Source organism: Rheinheimera sp. F8, assembly GCF_001518915.1.
The window spans coordinates 3,126,037-3,147,905 of sequence record NZ_CP013656.1 but is presented as its reverse complement, the minus strand read 5'-3'; the positions used below and the strand labels follow the sequence as shown (position 1 = coordinate 3,147,905).

14 protein-coding genes are annotated in these 21,869 nt (G+C 50.0%); all 14 read right to left on the bottom strand.

What is annotated here, in order from left to right; all coding sequences use genetic code 11:
- Nucleotides 1-144: 144 nt before the first annotated feature.
- The 14 genes from ATY27_RS14035 to ATY27_RS13970 all read right to left on the bottom strand — a co-directional run bounded on the left by ATY27_RS14035 (nucleotide 145) and on the right by ATY27_RS13970 (nucleotide 21,701).
- The gene (locus tag ATY27_RS14035) at nucleotides 145-3,033 is read right to left on the bottom strand and encodes a hypothetical protein (protein WP_208931257.1); all 2,889 of its coding nucleotides are present in this window, start codon (nucleotides 3,031-3,033) and stop codon (nucleotides 145-147) included.
- The gene (locus tag ATY27_RS14030) at nucleotides 3,003-5,342 is read right to left on the bottom strand and encodes a hypothetical protein (RefSeq protein ID WP_208931256.1); all 2,340 of its coding nucleotides are present in this window, start codon (nucleotides 5,340-5,342) and stop codon (nucleotides 3,003-3,005) included. The genes ATY27_RS14035 and ATY27_RS14030 overlap by 31 nt, the downstream gene beginning before the upstream one ends.
- A complete protein-coding gene (locus ATY27_RS14025; RefSeq protein WP_208931255.1) occupies nucleotides 5,339-5,923 on the bottom strand; it encodes a hypothetical protein in 585 nt (194 codons plus the stop codon). The genes ATY27_RS14030 and ATY27_RS14025 overlap by 4 nt, the downstream gene beginning before the upstream one ends.
- Before the next feature lie 376 nt (nucleotides 5,924-6,299).
- Nucleotides 6,300-7,118, bottom strand: a complete 819-nt coding sequence (locus tag ATY27_RS14020; protein WP_208931254.1) for a protein phosphatase 2C domain-containing protein — start codon at nucleotides 7,116-7,118, stop codon at nucleotides 6,300-6,302.
- 10 nt (nucleotides 7,119-7,128) lie between these two features.
- Nucleotides 7,129-9,468, bottom strand: coding sequence for an FHA domain-containing protein (locus ATY27_RS14015; RefSeq protein WP_208931253.1), 2,340 nt, complete (start codon nucleotides 9,466-9,468; stop codon nucleotides 7,129-7,131).
- Between the two features lie 78 nt (nucleotides 9,469-9,546).
- The gene (locus tag ATY27_RS14010; RefSeq protein WP_208931252.1) at nucleotides 9,547-9,909 is read right to left on the bottom strand and encodes a hypothetical protein; all 363 of its coding nucleotides are present in this window, start codon (nucleotides 9,907-9,909) and stop codon (nucleotides 9,547-9,549) included.
- A 283-nt stretch (nucleotides 9,910-10,192) separates the two neighbouring features.
- A complete protein-coding gene (locus ATY27_RS14005; RefSeq protein ID WP_208931251.1) occupies nucleotides 10,193-11,092 on the bottom strand; it encodes a hypothetical protein in 900 nt (299 codons plus the stop codon).
- A 444-nt stretch (nucleotides 11,093-11,536) separates the two neighbouring features.
- A complete protein-coding gene (locus ATY27_RS14000; protein ID WP_208931250.1) occupies nucleotides 11,537-14,356 on the bottom strand; it encodes an SUMF1/EgtB/PvdO family nonheme iron enzyme in 2,820 nt (939 codons plus the stop codon).
- Between the two features lie 19 nt (nucleotides 14,357-14,375).
- The gene (locus ATY27_RS13995) at nucleotides 14,376-16,010 is read right to left on the bottom strand and encodes a S8 family serine peptidase (protein ID WP_208931249.1); all 1,635 of its coding nucleotides are present in this window, start codon (nucleotides 16,008-16,010) and stop codon (nucleotides 14,376-14,378) included.
- A gap of 39 nt (nucleotides 16,011-16,049) precedes the next feature.
- Nucleotides 16,050-17,492 carry a hypothetical protein gene (locus ATY27_RS13990; protein ID WP_208931248.1) on the bottom strand — a complete coding sequence of 481 codons (1,443 nt, stop codon included), beginning with the start codon at nucleotides 17,490-17,492 and terminating at the stop codon, nucleotides 16,050-16,052.
- Nucleotides 17,485-18,069, bottom strand: a complete 585-nt coding sequence (locus ATY27_RS13985) for a hypothetical protein (RefSeq protein WP_208931247.1) — start codon at nucleotides 18,067-18,069, stop codon at nucleotides 17,485-17,487. The genes ATY27_RS13990 and ATY27_RS13985 overlap by 8 nt, the downstream gene beginning before the upstream one ends.
- Nucleotides 18,062-19,804, bottom strand: a complete 1,743-nt coding sequence (locus tag ATY27_RS13980; protein WP_208931246.1) for a hypothetical protein — start codon at nucleotides 19,802-19,804, stop codon at nucleotides 18,062-18,064. Before ATY27_RS13980 ends, ATY27_RS13985 begins: the two co-directional genes overlap by 8 nt.
- 5 nt (nucleotides 19,805-19,809) lie before the next feature.
- The gene (locus ATY27_RS13975; protein WP_208931245.1) at nucleotides 19,810-20,622 is read right to left on the bottom strand and encodes a hypothetical protein; all 813 of its coding nucleotides are present in this window, start codon (nucleotides 20,620-20,622) and stop codon (nucleotides 19,810-19,812) included.
- Between the two features lie 53 nt (nucleotides 20,623-20,675).
- Nucleotides 20,676-21,701, bottom strand: a complete 1,026-nt coding sequence (locus tag ATY27_RS13970; RefSeq protein ID WP_208931244.1) for a patatin-like phospholipase family protein — start codon at nucleotides 21,699-21,701, stop codon at nucleotides 20,676-20,678.
- Nucleotides 21,702-21,869: the final 168 nt, after the last annotated feature.

Sequence of the window (21,869 nt, the reverse complement as noted above, 5' to 3'; positions counted from 1 at the left end):
CGCCAAAGCAGATTTTTTTGCAAAAATGCCCTGGTCGTTTATCTGATTGCTGCGCAAAAATTTGGTGCCCAACGCGGGCACCAAAATTAACACCAAATAATAAACACCCTTAAAGTCCTATATACAAGAATGACTCGCACTACCCTATACCGCCTCTCGAAGACGACTGGAGAGCCACATCGCTTTAAGCACAGCGATGATTGCCTGATTTCGTCTTTTTACACCGTTGCCAATATTGTCCCAACGAACATGCACCTCACAGGTGAAGAACTTATGAAGTCTCAGATCGCTCCTGTCTATTGGCTCATTAGTCGGTTGTCGCTTTTTAGCGCGTCCCTTGGGTGCCGCCAGGTTTTTCAGAATTCCAGCCTGATAATCGTGCTCAACCTCGGCAGTTATCTGTTGAAGCGGATTATCAGTATGAAAATACTGATGACAGCGGGTCGTCAGGCACAGGCGGTAGTATATTTCTGAAGGATTGATCTCCAGCAGTTCTAGCCAGCGCACCAGCAATTCCACTTGATGGAGACTACGGCAAATGAACAGAAAATCTTTGCCAGGATCGGTCATATTAATTATCTCTTCTACCTGGTTTTGGGTAAAAGACAGAAACCACTTGCGCTCGTCTAGTAACTGGAGCCAAGCGCGGAACCGGACTATCACCCTCAGTGGTACTTTTTTCCGCATGACTTTTTCCATGACAGCCTTTACTTTCGGATCGACCAATCCTTTGCTGTACACCGAATCGATTTCTTTTAGCAGTGGCGCTGCAACATGCTCATCGCGGCGGATATGTCTGCTATTCGTTAATTGATAGATGGCCTGACCAATTTCTTTTATTGGATACACGCTTACAGTTGTTTTGCCCTTCTTTTTATTGTGCGCAATGGCCAACAAGCCGGTCAGTATTTGTAAGATGTCTTTATCCGGCTCAGGTGATCGATAACCCACCCAGACACATTTCTGTGGCCTCTGAGGAGATCTCAACGCTGCGTTGACAATATCGCTGATATGGATGTAAGAATGCATCGTCGTGATTGGCGTGGTGTGCCCCATTAGGATTGCGAGCGTATGTAAATCGCGCCGGGCAATCAGGTCCGCCGACAATCCCAAGCGCTTCCTGAGAAATACAGAACGCTGTTGATCTAACCACGGATGTCGAAAAAACACTGGCGTCACACGCAGGTCTATCCGAGGCATGTGTAATAACCAGAAACACCAATTTGCATAGCTATGACGGAGATGGTGAAACCTGAAATGAGGCTGACCGGTTGTCTCCTGCATTAAGTCAGTCAATAGATCCAATGCCGCCAATGCGAGCGGTTGGTCATAAAACAAAAGATCTGCTCGAACAACCGCGGGGCTAGCGCTGTACTCGAGTAACAGCTGATACTCTTCGTCAGGCCAGAACAAGTCTAGTGGCAAATTTCTTCTACCACGAGTCGACCTTTTTAGTGAACGGGCACTATTATGACGCAGCGCCAAATATGGCAACTTGCAGAATCGTAGATTGTCATTTTTAAGACCTAAAGCCTCACCGCGTCGTAACCCGCAGGCAAAACCAAAACAAAGTAGCAGTCGGCTAATGCGCGCAAGTTCACTATCAAAACATCTTAACGCAACCAGCAACAGCTCAACATCCGCTGGTACCAACATATTGGCATCGACGTTCGATTGTATGTTGGGTAAGTCGATATCACTGATGTGTAAGTCAGGGGCAATGTCATTTGAAACCAAGAATGATACGAAACGCTCAACAGTGGTTGGTTGAAAGCCTGACCCAGCTTTAGTGGCAGCTTCTTCGATGACCATGATCCATTGGTCTGAACTTCCGTCCCATACATCTTGCGCTCCCAAGCTCTGAAGCAGCGGACGTGCAAACTGAACATAACGACTAATACTGCTCTTGCCGAGCTTTGATTTGCGTTTTCCGCCATGAAGCACCAGCCAGTAACACCAACAGGTTAACAACCACTCCCAACTGAACTTGGTGGAATTGTCTTCATTTTCCAGCCAGAGCCTGAGTTTCGTCAACTCTGTTGCACGCTGCTGGCCGGATGCATTCAGTACAGGCTTCAGCCGATTAGACAGCGATGCATATTGAGTGTCAGCTGATTGGGTAAACGATTTGGGCGCATGCTGCTTCCATTGTCTCTGCGCTCTGATTGGAAGTGGCTTATCGTCCACTGAAGGAACAACTGAAATATGAAGCTTTTGCCCCAATAACTGCCGCCAGCGAGTCGTTGATAACGGCGTAGTTTTAATTCGTTGTGCAGATAGTTCAGCAAAAAAAACGCCATTCTGTAACCTTGCACTTAACAATCCGGCTTTACACAAACAACTGAAGCTGAGTTTATAGCCAAATAAATTGTTACTCATCCACGTGCAAAGCGTTTTGCGAGACGGATTGTATTTAAAAAGAGCATAAGCCTGATACCAATCAACAAAATCGCTGGAAATCAGGATCCTGTCATCGTCTTTTTCGAGCCAAAACTGCTGATCAAAGCTAACCAGCCGATAATGCCTTTCAAAAACATCTTCAATTTGTTTCGGGCTTAATACACGCTGCTCAAATATCAGACGCAACAAAAAGATACTGAAGTCCGGACGCACCCAGTTATCAGTAACCGGCGCTTTCAACGCTGCTTCGAGGAAACTGCGCACGGTCGAGATAGCCTGTAAGAATCTTGCCTGGCCGATGTCGATATAGTGTCGCTCAGGCTCGGACACCAGAACTCTCGGCGATGGTGATGCCATAATTTTAAAGCGAGCTTGCAATTGCGCTAGGCAGCACTCTAGTAGATGACACTGGCGCCGACGCTTACCACCATCAGTTTGAAATTTTCGAACAATCGCTGCAACAGTCTCGTCGGTGACACGTTGTTCTTCAATCCGTATTTCTGATTGAAACAAAGCGATTGTTGCCTGATCGTCCGGCTTGAGTGGAATATCGTTAAAAATCTGCGAGATCCACTCCTTGATATTTGAAGATTCTGACGTAACTAGGTGATCAGACTGCGCAGTGATTTCCATCCTTGTTCCTCCATAACTGCAGATAGCACAGGACGTAAAATTCTGTCGCTATCATACGGATTGATATGAGAAAACTGGCTAAATGGCGATTCGCCAATCGACCAGTGTCCTAAAAACTGGTTTATTAACTCGTTGTGTACACCCTGCTTCAGCAATTGGCTCCTTACGTGATGCCGGCCAAAATTTACCTCTAAGCCAAAAGGTTGGGTTCTATTGATGAGTTTGGCTGGTTTTAGTTGATGAGTGACCCACTGCCCCCCTTCATCAGACAGATAAAACAGCGGACCTTTTGCAGTTTTCATTTTGATTAACCGATCGAGAAAGCCAAGATCAGAACTCTCTGTCGTCATAGTTTGCTGGTTATGTTCTGCTATTTCAGGGGCGATTGAAGCGATGCGGCTTGCCAGAGCATTAAGATGAGATCGGTAGAAGCCAATTTGCTGATGGACAACCGGGCACAGACTGACTAGCCGGGTTGCGACTGTGGAATCGTCTTTATCGCAAACAAACATGACTGCATCAAAAATCAACGCAAGTGATGGAAATGGGTTGCGAACTGCTCGGCACCCTGTGCCAGCAAGTAGCATGAATGCTGTGTATTCTGCGTACTGATTGTGATAGTCAACCAATGCGGTTAAATCACGTTCGACTTGCGGGCGACTGAATTTGCGGCAGCTTTTAAGTAAATCGTCGACCAGATTGCGTTGCTGCAAGAGATTACCGGCTCGCTGGCTTCCGTATACTGCATCAGGGTCCAATGCATGAACGTGATAAAAACTGGAATCAAGGCAGTTTGCCTCGATCAGTTCCTGACTAACTTGCCACCAAATTGCCGAGATCCCGCGCGCAATTTGCTCTCCGGTCATCTGCGTATAATAACGCTGCACACGATATTGAAAACGTTCAACGCCAAATGCAAAGCGTTGAAAAATTGGATCCAATGTTGGTGAGCATTGCAACCGATTCGCCAGAAACTGTTCCGCTCGATCAATTGCGATACTCATTCCGTGTCGCTTACTGAGTCTTGCCAACCAATCCTTCACTAGTTGTTTCGGCTCGACTTCTTGCGAAAAAGTAAACAATTGCTTATTAATTCTCTCTGTCGACAGCGCGAGTGCCAACTTTGGAACCGCCAATGGGCAACTTAATACAATCTTTTGCCGGGCGTCCTTCATCAATACTGGTTCGACAATACATTGTGTATACCAATGTTCTGCATGTTGAACTAAACCAGTACCATCACCGCAAAACTGCCAATTAAGCAGTTGCTCTAGGTCAAATCCGGTCCATAACATCAGCAGGATCGCCAACTGACAATTGATGTCGACAGTGCTTGCACTTTTGCGGGTGAGTAGAGCATTCAACAAAAAAAGGATTTCGTCGGGCTGAAGAATGCTAGTACTGAGTAGCGATTTGTTGTTGGCTTGAACTAACCGCTGCGTGATCCCTATCGCATGAACTCGTGTGATGCCAGGATCTTCAATAACATCCAGAGAAAGACGATTTATACTCCATTTCGCATCAGGTTGAACTTCCAACAGGACCGTTGGAGCCACAGCCTCAGGAACGCGAAGTATGTCATCGGGCGTCAGAAGTACTGGCAAACCAAGAATAGAGACATCAGTTTCATCCGTCGTTACTGTTCTTTCAGCGTTTGGTCGTTTACGACGACTGCCACCCGAAGTCTTTCGCGGACGCCCAACACTACGGATAACCTGCTTCCAATCGGTACTGAGAGTCGTTTCAACATATCGCGCATAACGTTGATCCGTGCTTTGCAACTGCGGATTTAACGATAGCTTTTCCATTGCCGACGCTAATTGCCGATAACTTGCGTAGGTCTCGCGACCAAGCAGCGCTATAGGTTCCTTCATCAGCATCAATTGACGAATCGCCTTGCTGAACTCGACCAACCGATTAGGATGTTCATTAAACTGCTGGCGATGAGTAAGAATAAACTCCACTACTACTGCAAGCATGCTCCATGCATTCGACGGCAGGCTTGGTAGCGATAAAACAGCTTCAACCAGCAGCGCGTATACCGGGCTTTCTGAACACAAGCCTTTCTGTTTTGTCAGTTTCAACCCGCTATTTTTGTCATTGGTGGCTTGTTGCAAAGTTGAAATTGAGTAGCCAACACCAGTCTCAGTTACATTTAACAGCGATCCTAATACGGGATGCTGTGTGATGAGGCCCTGCACAATCGATAGAACTGGCAATAGCCCACGCTTTGAATCTGGAATTTGAAGCAGGCTTCTTAGTTCACCTAATTGCGCCACCGGCGACTGACGGTCAGACAAGTTATTCATTCCAACTCCTGACTTTCTACCAACTGGGAAACTTGAATATTTGCGACGCTCAACGCCAATGCCAGTTGATGTTGGGTACATATTTGGGGAAACAAATTTCTGAAACTTGGCCGTTTCAACAGATGTTTATTTTGACCGTCTTCATTGGGGAATAACGCATGCAACAACCTGAATATCTCGGTAGTCGGTAACGAGTTTGGAATGATCCTATTCGTCAGTACCTCCAGACGAATAAGTTCTTTAACAGTGTTGGCATTGGCTTTCGTGTACATAACTGTGATGGAAGTTTCACTATGAAGCTTTGACCGCAGCAAGTTAAAAGTGTGAATGTTACCGATGACGTCATAATGATGCGACCGCGAGGTAAGCTTGGTTACAATTGGTGGACAACGAATTGCCTCAAAACCTATCAGCTCAGGACAATTGTCTGACATCCGAATTTGGCATGTTGTTGGCTGAACCACTGCATCCCTGATGCTGGCAGGAATACGTGACGTCAGCTTTAACTTGGAAAGCTCAACCTGGATCGGTTTAACAGTCGATCCGAATAACTGATGACTCCCTTGAGAATGTGTACTCATCGCCTGCCCCCTCCGTTGCATATTTAAATTGATGCAATGGAAATCAAAAAGAAGCAAGGGCTAGCTTTTCAGAAAAAACCTAATAAATTCAAAAGCTTTATTATATTACAACCTATTCTGAGCAACTATTTTCGCAAAAATAATGCAGATCAGGCATTTACAGAAAAATCAGAATATTTTTTGTGTTCAAAAAATAAATTAATTGCATTAGGCAGCGCACTATGTTAACAGCGAGTGAAGTTTAAAACTTGGTCGTGATTTACTAGATAGACAGTGTTTCAAACTAGAAATAATTTAGTTTGAAACACTGCTAGATTCATCAATGTCTATTTAATATCAAAATATCAGATGCTTAGATAAAACCCAGCCAACTTTACTAGCTTTTTCCCGCTTTAATATGCGCCAGCACTAAACTGACGTTGTCGCGACCGCCGGCGGCAAGCGCTGCATCAATGAGCTGTGTTCCTAGCTCATCCAATGCCACGCCCTGTGTTGCGATATGCACTGCCGACAGTCCATTAAACTGCGACTGTAATACATGACTGATGCCTGAATCCGTCACCATGTCGGTTAAGCCGTCCGTACACAGCAGTAACAAATCCTCGTCACTGAGCGGAAATTCGCTAATCACCGGCTCCAACGGCTGGCCCACAGCTTCAACGCCGAGCGCTTGTGACAGCACATTGTGGTCCGGGTGCGTAGCATAGTCGGCAGGCGCAATGCGGCCACTTGCGAGTAAATCATCGGCCAGCGTTTGGTCTTTACTGAGCTGCGTAAGCTTGCCATGTCGAAACAGATAAACCCGGCTATCGCCGACTTGGGCCAGTGTCAGGTGCTCATTTTGTACCAGACCCAGACTGAGCGTGGTGGCCATACCCTGATATTGGGGTTCGCGCTGGGCTGAATCAGCGATGGCTTTGTGGGCGCGCAGCACCGCCATGTTCAGCAATAAACTGCGCATACTGTCATCACTCAGCAACGCAAACTTTTGTTGAGCAGCTAATTCAGCAAATACCGCTACCGCAGTTTGACTGGCGATCTCACCGCTATTTTTGCCGCCTACGCCGTCGCAGACCAGCAACAGGCAGGCGTCAATATCGGGAAGTGGCAGTACCAGCACACTGTCTTCGTTATTGCTGCGTACCAACCCTTGATGGCTGTGCGCACTGGTGTGTAGCCGCGATAAAAGGCCCATATTCACCTCGTTATTGCATAAGCGGTTGCAGTTGCCACTCGAGCGTCCCTATACGCAGGCGGCCTTTGGCAGGCAGCGGCACGCGCCCAGCGATGGCAACGTCATCTAACCAGATTTGATGCTCCTGCAGCACATCTAAATAAAATCCGCCGCTACTGACATTCAGTAGCGCAACAGGTTGGGTGCAGTCACTGCCAACCACCCATTGGCCTTTGCCGTCGAGCCCGATAGCGCAGGGTTCACATAGCCATAGCTGACGGCTGATCAGGTCTTGCGAAAGCGTTGGCCAGCTGGTTTTCAATTCACTGGTGTCGAACATCGATAACGCGCTATCGGAAAGCTTTAACAACCAGGCACCACCGACATCGCGTAGTAGAATTCGACATAAACCGGCGCTTTGTGGCTCACGGGAGCCGCCCAGAGCAAGCTCGTAGCTGTTGCCGCGCTCAAGCGCTAGTGGGTTGCCCGCTAACAGCGGTTTACCGTCGACAAAGCTGCCATTGGCGCTGTGTAAATCTTCCAGATTCACCTTTCCGTGCTGATACGACAGACGCACCTGCTTGCCGGCTCGCGATAACCGCTGATAAGCCAACACCCAGACATTCGTTTGCCCTTCAGCTTTGCGGGCTATTTCCAGAGTCGAATCTGGCCAGAGCATTAGCGGTTGCTGCGCATGCTGCAAGCATAGCGGCAGAGTCGCAGCCGGCAGTTGCGCCAGCGCTTGCTGCTGCAACAGGCTTAAACGCAGTCGTTCACTGCTAAAAACCGGCTCATCTCCCATCGCCGCCAAATATCGGTTCAGCAGAGACAAACGCGCCATGGCGCTATCGCTTTGCTGATACACCTGTTCAAATGCTGGCAGCAGATGGTTTTGTAGTAGTGATTGAAAACTCTTACGCCAGCTTGCGATATCATCCTCGCGATATGGCAGCGCCGGTTGAGCTTGTTGGATATATGCTGCTGCCCGCAGTGGCTCAGTTGCCAGCAAAGGCTGCGCTTGTAGCCACAACTGTTCTGCCTGTTGAACCTGTTGAAGGCGCTGTTGCATCTTGCCGTTTGCAGGCAAATCGGCAACTTGCGCCTGCAACTTCTGTAACAAGCCCTGTGCTTCAACGATATGGCCTTGGTTTAATGACAACTCGAGCTGTTGCAGCGTAGCGTTGGCGCGTTGTAACTGTTGATTGATGTGGCGCTGCCACCACCAAAACGCTGGTAACAGCGCACCGATGCCTTTTCGTACCGCAGCGAGCTGTTTCTGTGCGCTTTGATAACACCGCGCCGTGGCGAATTGCTGCAAGTTGGATAACTCAGCAGCAAAGCGACGGTGCAGCACCAGCATTAAAACCATCAAAACGAGTAGCAGCAGCCCGCCCAGATAGCGTCCACTGTAAGCCAGGCCCTGACGTTTGATGGTAAATTCACGCGTACCGGCTTCTAACTGAAAACTGGCGCTCGCGCCGGCGTTTTGTAAGCTGTCGCGCAGCTGTTGCTCGAGGCTGCCGGCCGCTTTCTGGCTGGTTAAGCGATAGGTTTTATCCGCAACCTGATGCAGGAGTTGGCCACGCTCACGGGTTGTTTCCAGTAGTTTTAACTCAGAATAACCATCGTTAAAGGCGGCCAGTAAGGCTTGTTCCAGTACCTGATATTCACCGATGGCAAAGTCTTGTAGGCGCAGCTCGAACTTGTGGGTGCGTGGAAAGTTATGCAGTTTTGCCGCAATGACGGTAGCCACTTCCGCGGCCACTTGGGCGGCTTTGCCGGCCAGATAGTGCTCAAGGCAACTGTCTGTGCAATTGGCTGGTACATCATCAAATTCCTGAGCAGCGCCATCCCAACTTTCAATACGCCGGCCGGTTTCCAGCTCCAGCACAAAGGCTGGCACCCTGACTTGCCAGCGGGTGACTGCCGCACCTTGTACTGCTTGCAAGTCGACATCAAACAGTAGCACCGCATCAACGGCTTTTTTTGAGTTACGCGCCAGTGCAGCCAGCTGAATGTCATCCAGTGCAGTGCAATTAGTTAGACAACCGGGCAAATCAACCAACCGTCGGTCATATACCGTTAAGTCGGAGTTAGCTAGTTGTTCAAGCAACACCGCCTCAGCACGCTGCTTGACCACCGATTGGCTATCGCTTGTAAGTGCCTTGGCAGTTGCGGTGGCCTGGTCTGTGGGTTGACTCAAGACCAGCAATTGCCAGGATTCCGCAGCGAAAGCCCGGCTTGTTACAATGAAGCTAAGCAGCAAACCGAAGATCAACAGCCACGCTTGATTAAACAGCGCCCAAGCCTGCGAACATTCCAAACTACAACGACGCTGCGATCGGCGACCTGGCTGAACCTGCTGTACCATCTGTATTCCTTGATCTTCTATGCTTTACACAAAGGTTTGACGGGCAAAATTGAGCCACAACAAGGCGCGTCTGACTTATCACCAAGATATAGGTTGTAGCGGCTCCGCTTGTTTGCGCTGCTCGTCTGTCACAGGGCCGTGGGATTGCACTTTAAAAAAGTATCCTTGTTGCACTACATCGCCTTGCATGCCGCACACCGACAGTCCACGGCGTAGATTGGCAGCCAGTTTACTCGCAACAGTACGGCCCTGATATTCCAGCATCAGGCGGGAACCATCGGTGCTGGTCACCTGATGTTGCATATAACCGCTAAAACGTGGCAATAAGTTTTGATAGCACTGCTGCTCGCCAGGCTGCATGTCATACAAGCCCAGCTCATAACGCTGCCGTTGCACGTCGGCAAAATCATCTTCCATGGCCGGGTTTGGCGAGCTAAACACCAGTTGCAGGCCTTGATGAACCCGCCCGTCAGGTGCACTGCTGCACGCGCAAAGCGTTGCCAATACTAAGGCCGAGATACCAGTTTGGAACAATCGCCGGCAAAATTGCCACATATATAGTTGATGCATCATCATCTCCTGTCGGTTTACCTAATCTGGTTATGGCAAACTCAGGGCAATTTTTAACAACAAAACCCGTCTGGAAAGAACGGGCTTTGAGGTCTATTGAAAAGTGCTGCTAGCACCGGGTTTCAGGTTGTCAGCAACATAACGCTTTATGTTTTTACCAACCGTCATTCACATCTGGTTTTGCTTTGCCACGCAGTGAAATACGCTGCACTGTGTAGGTGTTACCAGAGAACTGCACGGTGGCACGGATATCCAGCTCTGCCAGCATTTTTTGCAGATTGCGGTTTAACTTGCTGCTGGTGATGCCGCTTTCGTACCAAAACTCGGCTTTGGTATTGGAGTTGTAAGTGGGTCTGTGATTTTTATAACTGCTGAACATCACTAGATATTCTTCAATTTTCATCACTTCGGCCGGGTTAAAACCATCAAACACCAGGTTGTACGCTGTTGGCAAAGCACTGTCGTTTTTGACCTGGGTCACATCCTGATTCGGCGCTACAATCCAGGCTAGTTTTTCTGCCAACACCGAGCCCAAATCATTGCCCAATGTCTTGGCATAATCGCCGACACTTTCAATCACACATTCACGATTACATTTAGCCGGCGCATTCCACTCTGGTGGCCCTTTCACTTCAAAAGCCCCCAAATGCTGACCGGTTTTCACCTGTAACAAACGCCCTTCAATCCGCACTTTCACTTTGCTGGTGTAACCGACATCACGCACGGCGGCATAGATGGTAAAAATCACCGCCACATCCATCGGTGGTTTTTTGATGGTTTTGGCGATGTCGATGATTTCAGCATCCGAACGACGTTTGCGACCCTGGGCAAAATTCTCCAGCGTGACCGTGGTCTCATCGTACACATCAAAGCCTTTGTCGCTCATCTGGTCCTGCAACGACACCAGCACACGTTTAAAGACACGGCTATCTCGCGGAATGGCATCCGGATCATGGTCTTCACCCACCACCTGTAAATTAGGTTTTTCTGCCGCCTGCACTGCCGGCATCGCTACGCCCAATAGCAGCACCAGACTTAAAAAGACTAAACGCATCACAACACTCCTCAGGTTTTTGTTGGTTCCTGTTGTCTTATGGACAGTTTAGGGGGAAATTTTTGAAATTGAATAAAAGCTCGCAAAATAGAGCTAAGAATCAGCACTGTGGGTTACTTAGTAACGCAAAAAAAATAAAAATAAAAAACATCCTGGCTACGACTATTTTCATTCAGGACCGTTGCATGCCGAATGCTATCAGTTGTGCAGAGCTTGCCATAGCACCTCTTTTTAGCGCTGGCCCCACAACAGCAAAAGCAACAAGCGAATGCCCGCAAGCGGGCAAGAAGGGCCTGCCGGCCCCGAACTGCTCTTTATCAAGAGCAGTAAACGTTCGCTGCGCTCTCTTAAATGGTGAGGCTATCCTGCCTCACTGGCCTCTCGCCCATCCTTGGGCTCGCATTTATAGCTTGCCAAGCAATGCTTGGCATCACTGCGTGACCGCTATAAATCCTGGGCCAATCGAAAGCCGATGAGGCTGTACCGGCCCGACGAATCGTCCCTGTTACGATTCGATACGCGCAGGGATGCCGGTCCGTAGAACCAGGAGCCGCCCCGCCCAACACGCTTCGCGCAGTCGCCTTGTTGCCAGGCACTACCATTAGTGGGGGCGCCTGTATAGCTTTCATTCCAACAATCTTGCGTCCATTCCAACACATTGCCGCTCATAACGTATAGACCATAACCATTGGCCGCAAAGAATTTAACCGGCACAGTGCCGTCATACGAACTGCTGCATTCTCCACCATTTTCACGTCGGCCATAACGGGCCTGTCCGCAATGAATGCTGTCGCCCCAACTGTATTTGGTGGTGGTACCACCGCGTGCTGCGTATTCCCACTCGGCTTCTGAAGGGAGCCGAAAGCGTTGACCGGTGGTTTTGTTGAGCCAAGGAATAAACTGCTGGATGATGTGGTCGAAGCTGACGTTAATTACAGGTTTATTGCCGCGGCCTGATATAGCAGAAATTCGGTCATCGGGCTTATGCGAACATCCACCCGCCTGCACGCATGCATCCCACATTGCAAAGGTGACTTCGGTTTCCATTAGTTTAAAAGCCTTCATGCTCACTTGGTGGCGCGGGAACTCGTCTGAGTCACATTCACTATCACCCTCACTACACCCCATCATAAAGTTGCCGGCTGGGATATAAACTATATTTCCTACGTAGGGTTTAACCGCTTGTGCTTGAACAAGTGCCGCTTTCCTTTCTGCTGCAATCACCGCTAAACGTCGCTGTTCTTTCTCTTTAGCCTCAGCTTTTGCATCCGCTATCGCCTGCTGGCGTACTTCGTCCTCGGTCTCTGCTTTCTCTGTGGCATCTGCAATGGCTTTATCTTTTAGCTGCTGCTTGACCGTTTCGCTACCTTGTGTCGCTTGAGTGCGGAATCTACCATCGACCCTTGCATCCAAATACTGCTGATAACTTTGTTCGGTATGGGTCGCTTTGGCTTTTTCAAAAGCTTGTTGGTCATTGCGCCAATACACCTGTTCGAGTTTGGCGAGCAAAGTCGCATCCACCACGCCAGTAACCAGCATCTTCTCGCTGGCTTCAAATTGTTCAATCGCCGCTTTGGTGCGAGCGTCCAGTTCACCGTTAGCAGTTATCTCATACCCGAGTTTAATCAGCCATTGTTGGGCTTGCTCAGTTGCACTTTGTTCTGCTGCAAGCTTTTGCTCTTGCTGTGTTTTGGCGAGCTTTTCCGATGCTAGTTGCGCTTCTTTGAGTTGTTCTAAAGCCTTGGTAGCACCTTGCCGGTATTGGCCTTCTGGGACTTGGTTGAGATATTGCTGGTAGGCGTCAACCGTATCCGCTAGTTTCGCTTGTTGCCAAGCGCTTAGGTCTTTATTGCGCTCCACGTCCAGTTGCTGATAACTGCTGTAACCATAATATCCGCCACCAGCGAGCAGGATTGTGGCAATGCCTGCGGCTAATAGGTTTTTGGTTGGTTTTTTGGCTTCAGCGTGGTTTGACGTTGTTTGCGATGATTTCTGAGCTGACGCTGTTGTATTTCCGGAGGTTGTTGCCGGTAAAAACCGCGCAAGTTCTGCTTCGGTTTTACCTAAAAGCGCACCACCTGCTAACAAGGCTTCACGTTCGTCATGGGGAATGCTGCCTTGATGCTGTGCTTTGGCAGCTTCAACCTTTTCCCGCCATTTGATAAAGCTTTGCACCGCGGCAGGTTGAGCAGTTTTGGTTTCTGCGATTAACTGGGTTAAATCAGTTTCTGAAACACCGGCAATATCAGCCGCTACGCTTAACGCCTTTAGCTGCGCACCATCCACCACGCCTTCGGTTTTAAGCAGTTCAGCGATTTTTTGCTGCAGCGGTTTTAGTTCGCTTTTAAGCGTGGCGCCGGTGCCTTGCACAAAAGTGCCGGTTTGCTCTGTAGTAGCATCCGCTTGCATTGCCATGGCTTGTTGCAAGCGGCTTAACATGTCGCCGGCATTGGCCGGGCGTTGATGCTCGTCGCTGCTAATGGCGGCTAAAATCAGCTGATTAATGGCCGGGGCTAGTGCCGGCACAAAACGGATCGGGTCATCGAAACGGCCAATCGGCAGCGCGCCGGTGAGCATCCGATACGCCAGTACGCCAACGCTATAGACATCACTGGCGGCACTGACATGTTTAGCGCTTTCGCGCTGCTCTGGGCTCATATAATTGCGGCTACCCATGCCAAGGCCACTTTGGCTGTGCTCAGTGTCTGGTAATTTGGCAATACCAAAGTCGGTCAGCTGCACCTTGCCGCTGTCATCAAACAAAATATTGGCGGGTTTAATATCGCGATGTACCAAGCCGGCCTGATGTACTGCGGTTAACCCCAGCAGTACCTGCTGCAAAATCGCCAGTGCCCGTGGCAGTGGCAAAGGCCGTGGCTGCAGCGCAGCGGGTAACTCAGCAGCGCCGGCGCGGCTAAACACATCTTTGCCGATTTCATCAACAAGGGAACGTGGCAGATAATTCATCACGTAATAAGGCGTGCCGTCTGGCATTTCATCAAAATCACGGATATTGACGATATAAGGATTGGAGGACAGCTGGTGCAAAATGCGCGCTTCATCTAAAAAGCGTTGGCGCAGGATTTGGCCGGCATCGCCAGAAGCGGATGTGGCCTGACGAGCGGCTTCGTCGTCTTTGATGCGAAACACTTTGATGGCAACCTGTACATCTAGTTTGGGGTCGCGGGCTAAAAATACCTCGCCAAAACCACCCACACCTAGTTTTCGTTCAATCTGATATTTACCAATCTGGGCTGCCTGCATGGCGCTAATGCTCCGTCGCTTACCAGTCAATGCCGTTTTGCTCGGCACAGGCTTCATTGTTTTCTACTAATATACCGTCCACCCGCTCGGCACAGCTTGGCTTTTTGGCTTTGACCGGTGATTTTTTTGCGGGAGTGGGTACGGGCTTTGGTTTGGCCGGTGCCGGGTTGGCTAATACTGGCTTTGGGACTGCTGGTTTTGGGACTGCTGGTTTTGGTATGGTCGGATGCGTCACAGGCGCTGTGTAAACAGGCGTCACAGGAACCGGTTGCGCCGGGGCATTGCTTTCCCTCGGTTGTGGCGGAGGCAATTTCTGGTTTTCGAGATACTGCGCACTGGCGGTTAAATCCAGCAGCGGCGTCAGTCTGCCAGTGCGGATATCCTGCACTTGATGGCGGCTTTGCACGATTGCACGGCGCAACTCGGCTGACGTAGCTTGTGGATACTGGCTTTTTAATACCGCAATACTCGCTGTCACATGAGGCGCCGCCATCGAGGTGCCGCTCATCTCAAGCGTACCAGACGGTACGCCGGTGGAACGGATGTTATCACCCGGTGCCAATAAGCTTAAGTACGCGGACGTATTGGAATAATCCGCCACAGTGCGATTGGCAGTGACTGCACCGACACTAATCACGTCGCTGACGCAAGCCGGTGAAATCAAACCATTGGTGCGGTGCTCATTCCCTGCAGCCACTACCACCACAATTCCGGCTTGCACCGCCCGTTTGATGGCGGAACCATAGACGGTTTGGTCATCACAATGTGTACTGTATTCATCGTTGTCGCCAAGACTTAAGTTGAGCGCGGCAATGTCGTAACGTCGCTGCTGCGCGACGACCCAATCGATGGCGGATAACACATCAACATCATAAAAGCCGATTTTAGCCCCGCTGCGAAAATTCGCTTTTACCGCAACCAGCTGGCTCGCGGCCGCTACGCCTTGCGGCCCCACGATAATGCCGGCGATGTGCGTGCCATGTGATTGATCGCCAGGATCTGCTGCACCGTAACCCTCAACAAATACGCTGTCTTGACATTGTTTGGCACGTGATACACAAGCTTCCGCCACAATTTTGCCCTGCAGGGATGGGTGGCTGGATAAAACGCCGTCATCAATCATTGCCACAGTCACACCTCGGCCGGCTTGCTGCATTTTTGTGGCTGGCAGTGGCGAAATCAGCTGCAGGTTCTGTGGCAATTGCGTCGATGTCTGCTTAGTAAGATGAAACTCATTTGGAAAAACCTTGGCGACTTTGCCAGAAGCCAGCAGCGCCTGAGTATTGGCGACGGACTTGGGCACCGCCATATAAGGCAAATGCTGATAGCTGACTAGATCTGCCACATTTTGCCAACCCATATCGTTGGCTAAGTCGCGCTGTGCCGCTTCGATATAGTTGTTGAACGACAGCCATTCACCATCGCCGACCTGATCAGGCCTTTTATCGTTGGCTGCAGTATTTTTTGCGACGTTGTCCAAGGTTGCAGGCAGCGCAAGCTCGACAATCACATAATCATCTTGCGTGTTTGATGCCTGTAAGGGCTGGAACCAACAAGCAATGACAACCGCAATGGTTTGCAGCAGCGGCAACCAGGCGCGTTGCTGATATGTTTTTTGCTTAATCGCTGTCATGGCCTGTGTTGCTATCGTCATAAAAATTCCGTTGTCGCTTTGTCGTTTATTGACGGCGGTTTAAAACGCCGCTTGCCACACTTGCAGGTACACCTGCGCCTGAATGCCTTCTTGTTGCAACTGTCGGGTCAAATCAGCGGCGGAGATAAAATCAAAAGTTCGGGCTTGTTCAATCGCCACCACCACCGCTTCGCTGGGTTGGGCCCGACTAAATTGCACCAGCAAAAGTTGGTGGCTGCTTGATGTTAAGTCGCCCGGCAAGTTGTCTTTGGCAAAACTCAGAACCCCGCCGCCACTTTTGACTATGGCAGACTCAGGCATTTTTATTACAACCAGTTGCTGATTGACGGCGACTTCAATTTGTAGCTGACACAAAGAAGCGGTTTCAGCACGGCCTTGACGCGTTGCGACCGCGCTGACTATTTTTGCATTGCTGCATGATGACCAGCGCAGCATAGGCGGTGTTTGGGCTTGAGTTTGATTTTGTGAGGTGAATGACTGCGCTGCATCTGCGCCAGCATTCATTTGAGGGCCAGGCTGCGGCATAACAGTCGCTGAAGGCGACTGCATGGCCCAATAACCTATTGATACGGCGCCCAGAACCAACGCGACACCGGCCAGTTTAAACCAAGGTTTTGACTTGCTTCGCAAAGTGGTGGAAGCCTGTGGTTCTGCGTGATCTGCAGCACTGGGCTTGGCAATAACTGCCGACGTGGGAAGCCGGTCGTCAGCAACTAAACGAAGCGAGTTTGTTGCGGCTTGTGTGCTCTGTTCCGATGGGTTGTACTGGGTTTCTTCTGGCTGAACAGCATCCATTTGCGAGTTTTCTTCTGCGCTATGTGGCTGGATTTTTTGTTTGGCAATTTTATTGACGTCAAGCGGCGCCGGGCTGCTGGTGACTTTTTGCTCGCGTGGCGGTGCGGTTAATTGTGAAACCTCGCTGACGTTCTCCAGCCAGACCGGTTGATACTGACTAAAAAAATGGCGCACCGGCTCGTCGAGTGCCAATAGCGCTGCGGCCACGTCAGCCTGATTGTGACGAGAAAAAAATAACTGAAATGGCTGCGCTGGCAACAGGCGAAGCGCCTCATACAAATGCAGCAACTTGTCGGCAATGCCACTAACACCGCCGACCTCGCCCTGCACATTGACGGTGCCGGTCGCGATCCAAACCTGTGCAGCAAGATTTGCAGTATTGCTGTTGCCCTGCCACAAGCGCCCTTGCTGCAATAGCAAATGAGCCATAAAAACCGGTAATTGCCAGCTGCTGCCTTGGTCAACCCGGTGGTCGACATCCAGCCGAAAAGCGCCATGCCCGACGTGGCGGTGAATAATGCCGGTGCCTTTGCGGACAAACTGATGATAGGCACTGCTGACGGCTAACGCCTCAGTGCTGTGATTTATACAAACGACCGACTGCACGTCAGCGTCTTCTGCCACCAAGCCCAGCACGCGGCTCACGCCTTGTGTTGTTGGGATCCACACTTGGATAGGGTTAGTCATGACCGGCCACCAAGTACAGCGCTTGCGTACGTAGCACTTCTAATGCCGGGTCGTCGTTGGCAAGCACCAGCTGAGTCTGACCATCTAACAGTGGCGGAAAAACTAACCGCACCACGTTAGCTGGTTGCTCGTCAGGTTGCTGAATTGAATGATGCACAGGCTCTATTTCAGCACTTCCAGCTGATGCGCTGGCGTGCAGGGTGAAACGCCGGCCATCCGTTGGCCAGGGCGCATCAAACTGCAGTTTTAAATACACCTGCGGCAAGGCTTTGGCGCCAATGAGCTTTAGCTCCCAGCCATGCCCAACACGGCTGGCGATGGCCTCATCACTGTCGGCTGCTGCAGCGATTGGCAGTTGATAGCTGCTTTGTTGTAAAGCCTGCTGATAAAGTCGGCGCCAACTCAGGTCGACGGCCAACCGCGCCCGCACTTCAGCTTCAGCACACGCTGCGCCTTGCACATATTGCATTAGATCGTTTACCAACAAGGGCCGCTGTATGCCGACTTCAGGCATTGGCACTGCCAGCTCCCGATGTTGGCGCAGCGCGACAAATAGCGTCTGGTGCGGATCAGTCATGAGTACTCCCATACAATAGGTCAAACACCTGCTTGGCTATGGCAAAGTCAGCGGCATTTTTTGCGGCGATGGCGGGTGCAAGGTGTTGATCGTCGGCAGCCAGTGTTTGATTATCCCCTACGAGCTGTAGCTTAAAAGCGGCCCTATGCTTTGTGATCAGCGCTGCCAGCGCTTGTAGTTGTTGCCAGCCGTATTCGTAATCAACCAGTTCGTCAGCAAGCGGTAGTTGTTTAAAGCCCTGCCGGTTTAACCCTTTAAATGCCTGTTGCGCACGTTGACAGGCGCTTGCAAAAGATGGCTCCTGGCACAGCGCCAGCCAGCCCTCGCTATAAATTTGTTGCCAGTGCTGCCAATCCAAACTGCTTTGCGTCAGCAGGCCAAGGGCCAGTGGGTCTTGGTGGCTGACAAAAATATGGCCCAGACAGTCTTTTACCTGGCTAATGTTGGCATCAATGTCGGTAAAGCTTGCCGGCCATTGTTCAAGCGGCCAGGGCGTTAAGTCGGCTAGTTTATCAAGCAACACGCTCTTGTCAGCGTTGCGGCAGGCTTGCACCAGTACCGCCTGCGCGTCGCCCCACCAGCGCGAACGACAGACGGTGAGTGGAAACTGCGAAGCGAGGTTACCTGCCAGCAGTAATGGTTCTAATTGTTCTAACTGCGAGGCGGTCAATAATTTCGCGGGCTGGCTGAGTGCTTCGACATCGATTAATTGCAGGCTGTCCAAGGTTTGCTGTAGCTGTTCCGGAGACCATTCGCCTTGTTCCGCGTCATAACCAATCGATGTGGCATAGTCGTGTTGTTGTTTATCGCGCCCGGCCAACAAACACTGCTGCAAATCGAGCATTAAGCCTGCAACCGAACGAAAGCGCCGAAAACCAAGCCCTTCGTCGGGCTGTGCGCACATCGCCTGCCAGAACGCCACAATGCTGTCGTCACAAATTTCGTGTTGCCAGAGCTGCCCGTTATTGTCCAGCCACTGGCGAATGGCCCGGTATTGGCGCTGCAGCTGGACTGCAGGTAAATGCTCAGCCAAAAAGTTATAGATAGTTTTTTGTAAATCTCGGGCAGCTTGTTTGGCCTGCTGATCGATAGCGGTTACATCGCTATTGGTCGGGCTTGCCCCTAAGCGCTGCAACACCCGACCATCGAGGAACAAACAAAACTCCAGAAAAAGCGCCAGAAACTGCACGCGTCCTGGGCTGATGGCAAAAGACGGGGTAATTTCAATCACCGTTTGGCTGGGTTGCAGCTGAAAAAACTGCCGAACTTTGGCGCCAGATAAACATTCGTCCTGATAAAAAAACTTGAGTAGCCGGGCCTCAGCCGTTTTGGTTGTTTGTGAGCCATGCTGCACAATGGCCTGACAGAGATACCCCAGCTCGAGCGTCAGCCGCGCATAATTGCGACAAACAATATGCTGGCGTAATAGCGCCACCTCACGAGCGGAAAACTTGGGGCCATACCGACCTGGGCTCTCTTGTAATGACTGAAACAGGCCATGTAATTCGGCGCTGACGCCACTTTCTAACTGCCAGCTAACCGCGTCCTGTGAAATCGCTTCAGTCTGGATATGCTCGTTGTCGGTCACGGCAAGCCCTAGTTCATTTGCTGATGTAACAACGATATAAGGCTTTGGGATCTGTGGCAAATATTGCAGCAGCCCTTGATAAGCGAATCCGCTTATACTGTCAAAATGCCCGTTATTGGCGCCTGCACCTCCACTGGTGCTCACCATAATCACTACCAGCAGGGTGACCAGTCATCCAGTACTTGCTCGGCTTTTGGTGCGGTTCTGCTAAAAGCGCGGCTTGTAAAATCACCATGGCCAGCTGCGTGATAAAGTGGGCTATTCGGATCCATAAAATCATCGAGTACGCGCGGGCACTCGTTGCGTTCACTAATTACAGCCGGCGTTAATCGTTGAGGTTGTGACATCTGATTACTGCCTGACGATACCTTTAGCGGATATACTTTTTTCCAGCGCTGATAGGCAGTTTTTACTCGGTTCAGTTGTGCAGGCGATGCATAAAGCCAGAGCTCATGTTCCAGTTGCTGATAGCTGCGTAGTGGTGAATCGACAGGTCGCATCGTCAGATAATGCGCAGCCACTTTTTCAGGTTTTGCCTCACCAGACTTGGCGTAACGACGATCTAATCCCAACAGATATTGTAAAGCCGCTGTGGTGGCGCGCTCAGCATCAAGGAGCTGCTTTGCAGATAACTGATAGTGTCTGCGCATCAATGCGGCATCCAGCGCAAACAGGCCCAAACGTCCATCCGGCCCGACATAATCAACATCAAATCCCGAGCCGGTCTCCACCAGCGCCAACACCAACGGTACATTCAGCCCCGCATCTTTGGCCTTTGTTGCCAATTGTGGTGGGAGTGGTTTGTTAAGGTCGATTTCTGCTGCATAAATCAGGCTGTTACTGAACAGAATAACGAGCACTAGCCAGAACTTGGCAGCAACATGACAAAAGTGCAGTTTCAAACGCCAGGCGCTGTTGGTGCTTGCATTGATAGTAACGTATGGAGATAACTGGTTGAACAGCATAAAAAACCCCCTTTGCGATTGTGCATCGGGGGTTATGGCAGGATTAGAGCAGTTTATTTATTCGGTTTAGGGCTTGGGTCGTCATACCATTTAAAATATTCCTCCGCACAGGCTTTGCCAGAGGCGACTAACGCGTTCTTTTTAGCATCACTGATATCAAAATCCGTAGTACCAACGCCGATGGTATCGATGTAAACCGTGCGTGCCCAGTCATCACTATGTAAATGCGCACTTTGCTGTGCTTCAATCAGGGTGTTAACCAAAGCCCAGGTGTAATCAAAAAAGTTATTAATTTTTTTAACAGGCGGCTCTGCTTGGTCGCGGAACACCGAGATTTCCTCTTTGCTATCTAATCTGAAGCCAAGAGTTTCTTTGTTATAGATGTATTGTGAGATAGGACGTTTTAGTGCTGCCAGTTGGTCATTGACGCGTTGATAATATTCCGTTGCTGTGCCCGAAGTGTCCTTCTCCAAATACTTGATGCGATCAAATAACTTAATCGGATAATTGTCCAATACCCCACCATCTACATAGACATCACCGCGTAAGCTGCGTTTGGCAGCAAAAAACAACGGAATAGACATCGAAATCCGTACAGCATCAGCAAGACAATGGCCCGGGGTTTTTTCATGGCTAAACACTTCAGAAAATGAAGTCGACAGGTTCGTGCCCATGAAGTACATCGACTTAAAGCCCCGGTCAGCTTTGAGCGCTTCGATGTCGGCAAAGGTAAATTCAGAATTGCCGGTCTTTTCTTTAATCACCCGGCCGATCCAATCGCGGAAATAGTCACCTTTATACCAGCCAAACTGATTGACGAGCCGCTCCGTGTCACGCACGACACCCCACGAATCGTCCATAAACTTATTAAAATCAAGCGACCAGAGGATGTCTCTGGTTTCTTTTAGGCTGTAGCCAAGCCCCAATAAAACCGCATTTATCGCACCGGCCGACGTTCCACCGACGCGCGTAATCTGCGGCAGAATACCTTTTTGCTCGAGCACCTCGAGGGCACCGACATACGCAATGCCTTTGACACCACCACCTTCAAAGACAAAATTTCTAAACGAATAATCCATAACGAGTCACTCCTTGATGTTGATAAATAAACCACGTCAAAGGCACTGTTACTGCGTTGTACCTATTACTTTTTTACTGCTTATTTGAAGAACTACTTTTAAAGATCATCAATCTGTTACAGCGATTTCGATTGAAAACCCCAGTCGCTGCAAATGTATTTGTATGGT

Coding starts and splice junctions, on each gene's coding strand:
- ATY27_RS14035 (WP_208931257.1), bottom strand. CDS start 3,033: ATGGAAATCACTGCGCAGTCTGATCACCTAGTTACGTCAGAATCTTCA.
- ATY27_RS14030 (WP_208931256.1), bottom strand. CDS start 5,342: ATGAATAACTTGTCTGACCGTCAGTCGCCGGTGGCGCAATTAGGTGAA.
- ATY27_RS14025 (WP_208931255.1), bottom strand. CDS start 5,923: ATGAGTACACATTCTCAAGGGAGTCATCAGTTATTCGGATCGACTGTT.
- ATY27_RS14020 (WP_208931254.1), bottom strand. CDS start 7,118: ATGGGCCTTTTATCGCGGCTACACACCAGTGCGCACAGCCATCAAGGG.
- ATY27_RS14015 (WP_208931253.1), bottom strand. CDS start 9,468: ATGGTACAGCAGGTTCAGCCAGGTCGCCGATCGCAGCGTCGTTGTAGT.
- ATY27_RS14005 (WP_208931251.1), bottom strand. CDS start 11,092: ATGCGTTTAGTCTTTTTAAGTCTGGTGCTGCTATTGGGCGTAGCGATG.
- ATY27_RS14000 (WP_208931250.1), bottom strand. CDS start 14,356: ATGCAGGCAGCCCAGATTGGTAAATATCAGATTGAACGAAAACTAGGT.
- ATY27_RS13995 (WP_208931249.1), bottom strand. CDS start 16,010: ATGACGATAGCAACACAGGCCATGACAGCGATTAAGCAAAAAACATAT.
- ATY27_RS13990 (WP_208931248.1), bottom strand. CDS start 17,492: ATGACTAACCCTATCCAAGTGTGGATCCCAACAACACAAGGCGTGAGC.
- ATY27_RS13985 (WP_208931247.1), bottom strand. CDS start 18,069: ATGACTGATCCGCACCAGACGCTATTTGTCGCGCTGCGCCAACATCGG.
- ATY27_RS13980 (WP_208931246.1), bottom strand. CDS start 19,804: ATGGTGAGCACCAGTGGAGGTGCAGGCGCCAATAACGGGCATTTTGAC.
- ATY27_RS13975 (WP_208931245.1), bottom strand. CDS start 20,622: ATGCTGTTCAACCAGTTATCTCCATACGTTACTATCAATGCAAGCACC.
- ATY27_RS13970 (WP_208931244.1), bottom strand. CDS start 21,701: ATGGATTATTCGTTTAGAAATTTTGTCTTTGAAGGTGGTGGTGTCAAA.